This window comes from Craterilacuibacter sp., from assembly GCF_051659485.1.
Lineage (GTDB): Bacteria > Pseudomonadota > Gammaproteobacteria > Burkholderiales > Chromobacteriaceae > Craterilacuibacter.
In genome coordinates this window covers 1-10,326 of record NZ_JBOFOO010000207.1, presented here as the reverse complement: position 1 = coordinate 10,326, position 10,326 = coordinate 1, and the positions used below count along the sequence as shown (strand labels likewise).

Here is a 10,326-nt window from a genome sequence, read left to right as displayed (position 1 = left end):
GTGTGGCTGAGCCAGTGTGCCGGCTCTTCAAAGCCCTTGTAGCCTTCGGGCAGGCAATAGCTGCAGCGCAAATCGCAGCGGTCGGTCACCGAGACGCGCAGGTAGTCGATGCGCCGGCCAAAGCCGTCGATCAGGCCGGTGTCGGCCAGGGCGTTGCGAGATTGCGGTGCGTGTGGATAGCGGGCTTGGGTTTGCATGCTCAGCCGCCGGCACGCTTCACGACCCAGCCTTGTGCCGCCAGCAGCGGCTGTACGGTATCCAGATGATTACCCTGAATCTCGATCACGCCATCCTTGACCGTGCCGCCGGCACCGCAAGCGGTGCGCAGGCCCTTGGCGAAGGCGGCGAGTGCTGCCGCCGGCAGCGGCACGCCTGAAATGGCGGTAACTTCCTTGCCACGGCGCACTTCGCGCCGTATGCGTACCACACCGTCGCCCTTGGGGGCCTCGTTGCGGCACACGCATTCTGTTTGTGGCTGGCGGCAGAGCGGGCACATGGTGCCGTGTTCGGTGGAGTACACCAGTCCGCCTGATCCCTTGTTTTTCATTGCAATGCTTTCAATATTTCACGGATTTTATGAGTACGCCCTCCGACATCGGCCAGCTTGATGTCTAGCCTGAGCTTGTCCGGCCCCGCCATCTTGTAGCCCTTGCCGCTTTGCATCAGCGCGATGATTTTCATCGGGTCGATATCGGGCTTCTTGACGAAAGAGAGCTGGATCATGCTGTCGCTGGCTTCCAGCTTGGCTACCCCCAGCGGGCGCGCCAACAGGCGCAGCAGGTGGCTTTCGATCAGGGTCTTGACCGGCTGCGGCGGCAGGCCGAAGCGGTCGATCAGCTCTTCGTGGATGGCATCGATCTCGTCGCTGCTGTCGCAGCTGGCCAGACGCTTGTAGATCACCAGCCGCTCGTGCACGCCGGGGCAGTAGGCATCGGGCAGCAGCGCCGGGCTGTAGAGGTTGATTTCGGTGGTGACGCCCAAGGGGGCGTCCAGATCCGGTTCGCGTCCTTTTTTCAGCTCGCGCACCGCCTGTTTGAGCATCTCGGTAAAAAGACCGAAGCCCACTTCCTGCATTTCGCCGGACTGGCCTTCGCCCAGCACTTCGCCGGCGCCGCGTATTTCCAGATCGTGCATGGCCAGATAGAAGCCGGCGCCCAGCTCGCCGGAGAGCTGGATCGCTTCGAGGCGCTTTTGTGCGTCGCGCGTCATGCCGTCGGGGGTGAGCAGATAGGCGTAGGCCTGATGATGGCTGCGCCCGACGCGGCCGCGCAACTGGTGCAATTGCGCGAGGCCGAAGCGGTCGGCGCGGTTGATCAGGATGGTGTTGGCGTTGGGAATGTCGATGCCGGTCTCGATAATGGTCGAGCACAGCAGCACATTGCTGCGCTGCTGCATAAAGTCGCGCATCACCTGTTCCAGCTCGCGTTCGGCCAGCTGGCCGTGCGCCACGGCAATCCGCGCCTCGGGCACCAGCTCGGTCAGCTTCTGGCGCATGTTTTCTATGGTGTCGACCTCGTTATGCAGGAAGAACACCTGGCCGCCGCGCTTGAGTTCGCGCAGCACCGCTTCGCGGATCACGCCGTTGCGTGTCGGGCTGACGAAGGTCTTGACCGACAGCCGGCGGCTCGGTGCGGTGGCAATCACCGAGAAGTCGCGCAGGCCCTCGATCGCCATCGATAGCGTGCGCGGGATAGGGGTGGCGGTCATGGTCAGCACATCGACGTTGGCACGCAGGCGCTTGAGCTGTTCCTTCTGGCGCACGCCGAAGCGGTGCTCCTCGTCGATGATGACCAGCCCCAGATTCTTGAACACCACATCCGGCTGCACCAGCTTGTGGGTGCCGATCACGATATCGACCGAACCGTCGGCAATGCCGGCCAGTGCCGCCTTGGTCTCCTTGCTGCTATTGAAGCGCGACAGGGCGGCGATTTTCACCGGCCAGTCGGCAAAGCGGTCGGCAAAACTTTGTGCATGCTGCTCGGCCAGCAAGGTGGTGGGCACCAGTACCGCCACCTGCTTGCCGCCCAGCACCGCGACAAAGGCGGCCCGGAGTGCGACTTCGGTCTTGCCGAAACCGACATCGCCGCATACCAGCCTGTCCATCGGCTTGCCCGAGGTCATGTCGGCGATCACCGCCGTGATGGCATCGGCCTGATCCGGCGTCTCTTCGAAGCCGAAGCCGGCGGCAAAGGCGTCGTAGTCGTGGTGGCTCATGGTGAAGGCGTGGCCTTCGCGGGCGGCGCGCTGTGCGTACAGGTTCAAGAGTTCGGCGGCGGTGTCGCGTGCTTTCTCGGCGGCCTTTTTCTTCGCCTTGTCCCAGGCCGGATTGCCCAGCTTGTGCAGCATCACTTCGTCGCTGGCTTTGCCGGCATAGCGCGAAATCAGCGCCAGTTGCGAGACCGGGACATAAAGCAGTGCGCCATCGGCGTACTCCAGTTGCATCAGCTCGGTTTCGCCGGCCCCCAGATCCAGATTGATGAGCCCCATATAGCGGCCGATGCCGTGGGCTTCGTGCACCACCGGGTCGCCGATCCGGACTTCGGCCAGATCGCGCAGCATGGCATCGGTGCTGCCGGCACGCTTGCGCCGGCTATGGCTGCGGCTGACATGCTGATACAGCTCGGACTCGGTAATGACCGCGATGGCCGGGGAGGAGAGGGCAAAGCCGGCCCACAGGGGGCCGACGCCGATTGCCAGCTTGTCCTTGCCGCCGATGAAGGCGGCCCAGTCATCGACGGCTTTAGGCTGGATGCCGTTGTCGGCCAGAAATTGCAGCAGGGTTTCGCGCCGGCCCAGGCTCTCGGCCAGAATCAGGACCCGGGAAGCCGTGGCGGTGATAAATGCGGCCAGCTTTTGCAGCGGGGCATCGGCGCGGCGCTCGACCGCCAGTGGCGGCAGGGGCAGCACCGGCAGCGCCGGCGTCTCGCCACTACCGGTTTCAAAGCGGGCCAGCGTCTTGATCTGCCCCATCAGGACATCGGGGCGCAGAAAGACGTCGGCGGGGGGCAGGATCGGGCGTTCGGGATCGCTCTTGCCCATCTGGTAACGCGCTTCGATGTCGCGCCACACATTGTCGGCTTCGGCCTGTACGTCGCCCAGCAGCAGGGTCAGCGGGGGGGCGCTGAAATAGTCGAATAGGGTGGCGGTTTCGCTAAAAAACAGCGGCAGGTAGTACTCGATGCCGGCGGGCCAGACGCCGGCCGAAACGTCGCGATAGATGCGGCTGCGGCTGGGGTCGCCCTCCATGCGCTCGCGCCAGTGCTGGCGAAAAGCGGTGACGCCGTTAGTGTCGCTGGGGTATTCGCGCGCCGGCAGCATATGGACTTCGGGCATGGGGTAGAGCGTGCGCTGGGTATCCGGATCGAACGTCTTGATGCTTTCGATCTCGTCGCCGAACAGGTCGATGCGCAGCGGCAGCCCCGAGCCCATCGGATAGAGGTCGATCAGCCCGCCGCGTATCGAGAATTCGCCCGGCGCCATCACCTGCGACACATGCTGGTAACCGCCGCACACCAGGTCGCTGCGCAAGGCTTCGCCGTCCAGCTTTTGTCCGTTCTTTAAAAAGAAGGTATGCGCCGCCAGAAAGGACGGGGGGGCCAGCCTCACCATGGCGGTCGCCACCGGTGCGATCACGACATCGCAGGCCTGCTGGCGGATTTGCCACAGTGTCGCCAGCCGCTCGGACACCAGATCGGCATGTGGTGAAAAGTGGTCATACGGCAGCGTCTCCCAATCCGGCAGTAATGCGACGCGCAATTGCGGCGCAAAAAACGCGATCTCGGTTTTCAGTCGCTGTGCCGCTTGTGCCGACGGGCTAAGCACCAGCAGGCATGAACCTAAGCCCGCTTGAGCGGCGATCCAGGCCGAGTCGGCGCTTTGCGGCAAGGTGGCCAAGCGTGTTTTCTGGCCGCTGGCGGGCAGGCTAAGTGGGTTCATTAATGACATCGCGCTATACATTCGGGGGTAAGCCGTTATTATATGCCGGATACGCCCATTGGATGCGAGGCACAGATCTCGCCCGGCGTAGGCAACAGGCTAAAACGAAGGGGGAGCGTGTGGGCAAGGAGAGTGGTTGGGGCTGGATGCCACTGGCGGGTTTGGTGGGCGTTTTGCCGTTGGCAATGTCGGCGGGGGTGCCGGTGTTCTGGATTTTGAGTGTCTTGGCTTGGTGGATGACGCGGCAAGCGTTGGCGGGGCGTCTGCTTGCGGACAAACCATGGCAACGCATGCTGCCCTGGGGGCTGGCCCTGCTGGGGGTGGCTTCGCTATTGCCGGCAGGCGCATCGCCGCTGCCGGCCTCGCTATTGCTGGGGGGGGCGGGTTTGTGCCTGCTCGGGCCGCGTCTGGCGCAAGCCCTGGATAGCGGTTTTGCGCTGATCGTACTGATCCTGCGCCTGGCCCTGCTGCCGGGGCTGTTGTGCATGTTGCCTTTTATCTGGTTTGAGGCACGCGACGGCGCTGTTTTGCCGTCGGCTTTGTTGTTGCCGTGGTTACAGGGGGCGCTTGCGCTGCTGCTGATGGTGGCTGCTGCCCGCCAGACCCGTCCTGCGCCGCGGGCCTGGCTGGAGCTGGCGCTGATCGTGGCGGTGCAGTGCTTGCTGTGGGGGGCATGGCATACCGAACTGCACGCGCAGCAGATGTTGCCGCTGGAGCTCTTGTATCTTCCGCTGTACTTGTGGGCGGCGGCCCGTTTCGGCATGGCCGGGCCGCTGGTGCTGGGCGCTCTGGGCGGCTTGCTGGCGCATCTGGGCGGGGCGGTGCCGCCCGGTATTGAACAGCAGTTGTACTGTGAAGCGGTCAATATGCTGAGCGCCGGTGCCAGTCTGGCACTGGCTATCGCCATTGAAGGGCAGCGCAGCAAGGATAAGGCGCTGCGTGACAGTTATGCACGCTTCGAGGCGCTGATCGATCAGAGCCCTAATGTCATGGCGATCAAGGGCATGGATGGGCGCTATCTATTGGCCAACAAGGCATGCGCCCAGCTGCTGGGTGTGCCGCAGTCCAGCGTGATCGGTTTTCGTCCGGCCGATTTTTTGCCGCCGGTGCTGGCAGGCAAGCTGGATGCCATGGGCGGGCAGGTGCTGGCGTGTCTGGAAGCGCGCCAGCAGGAAGAGGTGTTGCAGATAGGCAATGAGCCGCATACTTTCCTCGCGACCCTATTCCCTTTGTTCGATAGTGCCGGGCATCCGTCCGGTATCGGCACCATTGCATCCGATATCACCCCGATCAAGCATGAAGAGCGGCAGCGGGCCGAGATGATGGAGAAGTACCGCGCGGTGGTGGAGCAGTCTCTGGTCGGCATCTTTATCCAGCAAAATGGCATGATCGTTTATTTGAACCCGACGCTGGCCGAACTTGGCGGCTATCAGGTGGACGATCTGCTGGGGCAGCCGCTGACGATGGTGCTGATGGCGGACGAGGTCGAACGCATCAACCAGCAAATCCGCCTGCGTCAGGAGAAAAAGCTCGAAGTGACGCGCTTTTCCTGCCGTTTGCGTCACCGTGATGGTTCTGCGGTCGATGTCGAGATCCACAGCCGCCTGATCGACTATCAGGGGCAGCAGGCATTTATCGGTGTCTGCATCAATGTCTCCGACCGGGTGACGGCGCAGACCGAATTGCGCCTCGCGGCCAAGGTGTTCGAGAACTCGGCCGAGGGCATCATGATTACCGACGCGCTGGGGCGCATCGTGACTGTGAATGCCGCTTTTACCCGCATTACCGGCTACCGCTACGAGGAGGCTACCGGCCGTGTATCGCGCATGTTCCGTAATGTCGACGGCTCGGGAAATCTGCTTGAAGAGTTGTCCCGTAGCGGTCACTGGGATGGCGAGATGTACGACAGACGCAAGAATGAAGAGTGGTATCCGGCCGAGCTGACCATCTCGGCGGTACGCGATGTGAACGGCGATATCGCCAACTATGTTGGCGTCTTTTCCGATATCACCGGGCGCAAGCAGGCCGAGGAGAGGCTGCACTTTTTGGCTAATCACGATCCGCTGACCAGCCTGCCCAACCGCTCGCATCTGATCGGCCATCTGGATAATGCGCTGGGCGGCGGTGCGGACGATGGTTTTCAGCTGGCGCTGATGTTTATCGATCTGGACCGCTTCAAGCTGATTAATGACTCCTTCGGTCATCAGGCCGGCGATGGCATGTTGTGCGAGATCGCTACCCGCCTCACCCGCGTCTCCGGCCGTTACGGCATGGTGGCGCGTCTGGGCGGCGACGAGTTCACCCTGGTCGTGGAGGATTACCAAGACCATGAACAGCTATGCCGCATCGCCGATGAAGTACTGGCCGAGCTGGCCGGCCCCCTGTTTCTTGAAGGGCAGGAGCTGTTTGTCACCGGCAGTATCGGCATCAGCCTGTATCCGCATGACGGCACCGATGCGCGTACCTTGCTGAAAAATGCCGATGTGGCCATGTATCGCGCCAAGGAAAGAGGCAAGAATACCTGGCAGTTTTTCGATGCCGCGATGAATACGCAGTCGGTGGAGCGCCTGTTGCTGGAAAATGCCCTGCGTCAGGCGCTGGAAAAGAATGAGTTCGAGCTGCACTACCAGCCGCAGGTTGATGCCCGCAGCTTGCAGGTCGTCGGCGTCGAAACGCTGATACGCTGGCGTCACCCGCAGTTGGGGCTGGTGTCGCCGGTGCGGTTTATTCCGCTGGCCGAAGAAAGTGGCCTGATCAAGCCTATCGGCGCCTGGGTGTTGCGTGAAGCCTGCCGCCAGCTTGCGCAATGGGATCAGGAAGGGCTGGCAGTGCCACGCGTCGCCGTCAATTTATCGGCCCGCCAGTTCGAACAGCAGGATCTGGCCATCGAAGTCGACAGGGCGCTGGAAGGGGCCGGCATCGATGCCGAAAGGCTGGAGCTGGAAATTACCGAAAGCATGCTGATGCAAAAGCCGGAAGAAGCCGTGCTGATCCTGAATCAGCTCAAGGCACTGGGGGTGACCCTGTCGCTGGATGACTTTGGTACCGGCTATTCTTCCTTGTCCATGCTTACACGCTTCCCGCTGGATTGCCTGAAGATAGACCGCTCCTTTGTCGAGGGCTTGCCGGGGGACGATAATAGTGCCGCCATTACCCAGGCCATTATCGCGATGGCCCGTAAACTGCGTTATACCGTGATCGCCGAGGGGGTGGAAACGGCGGCGCAGGGTACTTTTCTGGCCGAAAACAGCTGCCATATACTGCAGGGTTATTACTATAGCCGCCCCTTGCCCGCGAGCGAGTTGCCCGCATTTTTTTCGCGTCATGCCGTGGCGGTTAGGGTGCGCTCCGGAGTAGAATGCGCCGTTTTTTAGGGAGTGACATCAGGTGAGCAACCGCAAACTTATACACGGCTTTCACGCGGTGAATGCCCGCCTGTGGCAAAACCCGAAAAGCCTGATCGAAATCTATCTGGCCGGCGGGCGTCAGGATGCGCGCACCAAAGATGTGCTGGACAAGGCCGCGAGTGAAAGCATCAAGCTTCACATCGTCGACAAGGCGCGCATGGACAGCATGACCGGCAATGCCCGCCATCAGGGTGTGGCCGCCGTGATCGACGCCAGCCGCAATTATGTCGATCTGGACGATGTGCTGGAAAACCTGTCCGAGCCGCCATTGTTGCTGGTGCTGGACGGCGTGACCGACCCGCATAATCTGGGCGCCTGCCTGCGCGTGGCGGACGCCATGGGCGTGCATGCAGTGATCGCCCCCAAAGACCGTTCGGCCGGCATCAATGCCACCGTCAGTAAGGTCGCCTGTGGTGCGGCCGAAGTCGTGCCCTATATTACCGTGACCAATCTGGCGCGCACCTTGCGCGACCTGAAAGACATGGGCGTATGGATCGCCGGCACCACCATGGAAACCGAAACCGATCTGTACCACTTTGATGCCTCCGGCCCTTTGGCCTGGGTGATGGGCAACGAGGGCGAAGGCATGCGCCGCCTGACACGCGACCTGTGTGATGTGCTGGTGTCCATTCCGATGTTTGGCACCGTTGAAAGCCTGAACGTGTCGGTGTCCTCCGGTATGGTTTTGTCCGAAAGTCGCCGTCAGCGCGTGCTGAAGGCCAAATAAGCGAAGGAGAGGGTCATGCAAAAACTGATACTGCAGGTTGCCGGCATGAGTTGCGGCGGTTGTGTCGCGGGCGTGACCCGCGCGGTCGAGGCGCTCGATGGGGTGCACGGCGTGATGGTGGATCTGGCCAGTGGCCGGGTCGAAGTCGAGTACGACGGCTCGCTGCCTTCGCGCGAAGAAGTCATCGATGCCATCGCCGATGCCGGTTTTGAAGTTGTAGTTTGATGGACAGCACGGCGGGCGTGCAATTGCCATCGCCGGCAAATGTGCGTACAATCCGCCGGCTTTAACCCTTGCCTTTTGCTATCGCATGGCAAAAGGCTTCACAGCCACAAGGAGTTTACATGCGTCATTACGAAATCGTGTTCATCGTCCACCCGGACCAGAGCGAACAGGTTCCGGCCATGATCGAACGCTACAAGGGCATGGTCCTGGGCGCCGAAGGCCTGATCCACCGTCTGGAAGACTGGGGTCGTCGTCAACTGGCTTACCCTATCCAGAAGGTTCACAAAGCTCACTACGTTCTGATGAACGTAGAGTGCAAAGTGGAAACCCTGGCTGAAATCGAACATGCCTTCAAATTCAACGATGCCGTTCTGCGTCACCTGACTATCAAAATGGACAGCGCGATCACCGAAGCGTCCCCGATGATGAAGGATGAAAAGGCCAAGAGCCTGCTGGAAACCCAGCCGGCTGCTGAAGCCGAGGTTGCTGCCTGATTTCAGGTAACACCTTGCAGAACAGACTAGTACTGACCGCGACGGTTGAACGCGAAGATGTCTTGAGATACACCCCCGCCGGCGTGCCGGTACTGGGAATGTGGCTCAGGCATCAATCAAGACAGACCGAAGCGGGTGCCGAGCGAGACGTGATCTGTGAAATTCAGTCCGTCATGGTGGGCGAAGCTTGCCGGGCATTTGCCGGACGCGTCGCCGGGCAGCAGTTGGCCGTTACCGGTTTTCTCTGTCAGCGCAGCTTGCGCAACCCCCGGTTGGTACTGCACATCGAATCCGCAGAATTTGTAAAAGGTTAATAAAATGGCTCGTCAACTTTTCAAGCGCAAGAAGTTCTGCCGCTTTACGGCAGAAGGCATCAAGCATGTCGATTACAAATCCACCGACCTGCTGAAGGATTTCATTGCTGAAAACGGCAAGATCATCCCGGCCCGCATCACCGGCACCAAGGCGCGTTATCAGCGTCAGCTGACGACCGCTGTCAAGCGCGCTCGTTTCCTGGCGTTCCTGCCTTACACCGACCAGCACTAAACCGAGAAGAAAGGATTAAACAATGCAGATCATTCTCCTCGAGAAAGTAGCTAACCTGGGTCAACTGGGTGATGTTGTTGAAGTTAAAGGCGGTTACGCTCGCAACTTCCTGATTCCACAAGGCAAGGCCAAGCGTGCAAACGCCGCCAACCTGGCAGCTTTTGAAGCCCGCCGCGTAGAACTGGAAGCCAAGCAAGCCGAGATCCTGGCTGATGCCAAGGTTCGCGCTGCCAAGCTGGAAGGCGCTACCATCACTATCGCCCAGAAGGCCGGTATTGATGGCCGTCTGTTCGGTTCGGTTACCAGCACCGACATCGCTGAAGCGATCACGGCGACCGGTATCGAAGTGAAGCGTTCCGAAGTGCGTCTGCCAGACGGTCAGTTGAAGACCACCGGCGAATACGACATGGAAATCGCGCTGCACCACGATGCTGTTGCCAGCATCAAGCTGTGCGTGGTTGCCGAAGCCTGATTTTCAGGTCTCGCTACACGAAAAAAGCCGGCTCAAACGAGCCGGCTTTTTTGCGTCTTGCTTTTCAGGTTGCCGCTGTTTGCTCGAAATTGTTGATGTTTGAAACAGAGAAGATACGAATTCGCGGAGGGGTGGTGATAGGGCTATTGATGCCCAGTGGCGCTAAGGAAGAGCCGACAGCGTTGCTGAGTTTGAGGAGATTTGTCTAGTTGTGCACTGTATTACGTGTTCATTTAATAGTTTGTAGTATTTTGGCATGTGAGTTGTAATGGATGCGGGTGATAAACTGTAGCGCCACTGGTAATGACAATAGAATTATGATTAAATTGGCATCGGCGTATTCTAGCCACGGGCTTTTTTCTTGGCTTTTCCTGCTCAAATAGCAAGTTTACGTGTTTTATCAGTTGATGTTGATGCTTATCAAATGTCACATAGCGTACATTGTGTATATTGACGAAAATAATTTACTTGCAATAGCGGTAAGTATTTGTCACTTGCCCGTGCAAGTCTGCCATGACG

The 10,326-nt window shown here is 60.1% G+C and carries 9 protein-coding genes and 1 pseudogene; 7 read left to right on the top strand and 3 right to left on the bottom strand.

The features are described 5' to 3' along the window. The 3 genes and pseudogenes from ACRC1E_RS07490 to mfd form a co-directional block, all read right to left on the bottom strand. A pseudogene (locus ACRC1E_RS07490) lies at window positions 1–197 on the bottom strand (hypothetical protein); the annotation flags it as partial. 2 nt (window positions 198–199) lie between these two features. Further along, window positions 200–547: a stress response translation initiation inhibitor YciH gene (locus ACRC1E_RS07485; RefSeq protein WP_438514481.1), complete on the bottom strand. Its 348-nt coding sequence runs from the start codon at window positions 545–547 to the stop codon at window positions 200–202. Further along, the gene (mfd, locus tag ACRC1E_RS07480) at window positions 544–3,936 is read right to left on the bottom strand and encodes a transcription-repair coupling factor (protein WP_438514480.1); all 3,393 of its coding nucleotides are present in this window, start codon (window positions 3,934–3,936) and stop codon (window positions 544–546) included. The genes ACRC1E_RS07485 and mfd overlap by 4 nt, the downstream gene beginning before the upstream one ends. A 119-nt stretch (window positions 3,937–4,055) precedes the next feature. Between mfd and ACRC1E_RS07475 the strand changes: the two genes are divergently transcribed. From ACRC1E_RS07475 to rplI, 7 genes are all read left to right on the top strand, one after another. After that, window positions 4,056–7,310: a sensor domain-containing protein gene (locus ACRC1E_RS07475; RefSeq protein WP_438514479.1), complete on the top strand. Its 3,255-nt coding sequence runs from the start codon at window positions 4,056–4,058 to the stop codon at window positions 7,308–7,310. Window positions 7,311–7,323: 13 nt separating this feature from the next. Then, window positions 7,324–8,070, top strand: a complete 747-nt coding sequence (gene rlmB, locus ACRC1E_RS07470; RefSeq protein WP_438514478.1) for a 23S rRNA (guanosine(2251)-2'-O)-methyltransferase RlmB — start codon at window positions 7,324–7,326, stop codon at window positions 8,068–8,070. A 15-nt stretch (window positions 8,071–8,085) separates the two neighbouring features. Continuing rightward, the gene (locus tag ACRC1E_RS07465) at window positions 8,086–8,295 is read left to right on the top strand and encodes a heavy-metal-associated domain-containing protein (protein ID WP_438514477.1); all 210 of its coding nucleotides are present in this window, start codon (window positions 8,086–8,088) and stop codon (window positions 8,293–8,295) included. 119 nt (window positions 8,296–8,414) lie between these two features. Next, on the top strand, window positions 8,415–8,789 hold the full coding sequence (rpsF, locus tag ACRC1E_RS07460) for a 30S ribosomal protein S6 (protein ID WP_124735656.1): 375 nt from the start codon (window positions 8,415–8,417) through the stop codon (window positions 8,787–8,789). Between the two features lie 14 nt (window positions 8,790–8,803). Next, the gene (priB, locus tag ACRC1E_RS07455; protein ID WP_438514476.1) at window positions 8,804–9,103 is read left to right on the top strand and encodes a primosomal replication protein N; all 300 of its coding nucleotides are present in this window, start codon (window positions 8,804–8,806) and stop codon (window positions 9,101–9,103) included. A gap of 4 nt (window positions 9,104–9,107) precedes the next feature. Continuing rightward, complete coding sequence (rpsR, locus tag ACRC1E_RS07450) at window positions 9,108–9,335, top strand: 30S ribosomal protein S18 (RefSeq protein ID WP_438514475.1); 228 nt, start codon at window positions 9,108–9,110, stop codon at window positions 9,333–9,335. 22 nt (window positions 9,336–9,357) lie between these two features. Then, window positions 9,358–9,807 (top strand): 50S ribosomal protein L9, encoded by a 450-nt coding sequence (gene rplI, locus ACRC1E_RS07445; RefSeq protein ID WP_438514474.1) that lies wholly within the window; start codon window positions 9,358–9,360, stop codon window positions 9,805–9,807. The last annotated feature ends 519 nt before the right edge of the window (window positions 9,808–10,326 follow it).

Bases quoted from the DNA above. Each gene is read 5' to 3' on its own strand.
- ACRC1E_RS07485 (WP_438514481.1), bottom strand. From the start codon at position 547: ATGAAAAACAAGGGATCAGGCGGACTGGTGTACTCCACCGAACACGGC.
- mfd (WP_438514480.1), bottom strand. From the start codon at position 3,936: ATGAACCCACTTAGCCTGCCCGCCAGCGGCCAGAAAACACGCTTGGCC.
- ACRC1E_RS07465 (WP_438514477.1), top strand. From the start codon at position 8,086: ATGCAAAAACTGATACTGCAGGTTGCCGGCATGAGTTGCGGCGGTTGT.
- rpsF (WP_124735656.1), top strand. From the start codon at position 8,415: ATGCGTCATTACGAAATCGTGTTCATCGTCCACCCGGACCAGAGCGAA.
- rpsR (WP_438514475.1), top strand. From the start codon at position 9,108: ATGGCTCGTCAACTTTTCAAGCGCAAGAAGTTCTGCCGCTTTACGGCA.
- rplI (WP_438514474.1), top strand. From the start codon at position 9,358: ATGCAGATCATTCTCCTCGAGAAAGTAGCTAACCTGGGTCAACTGGGT.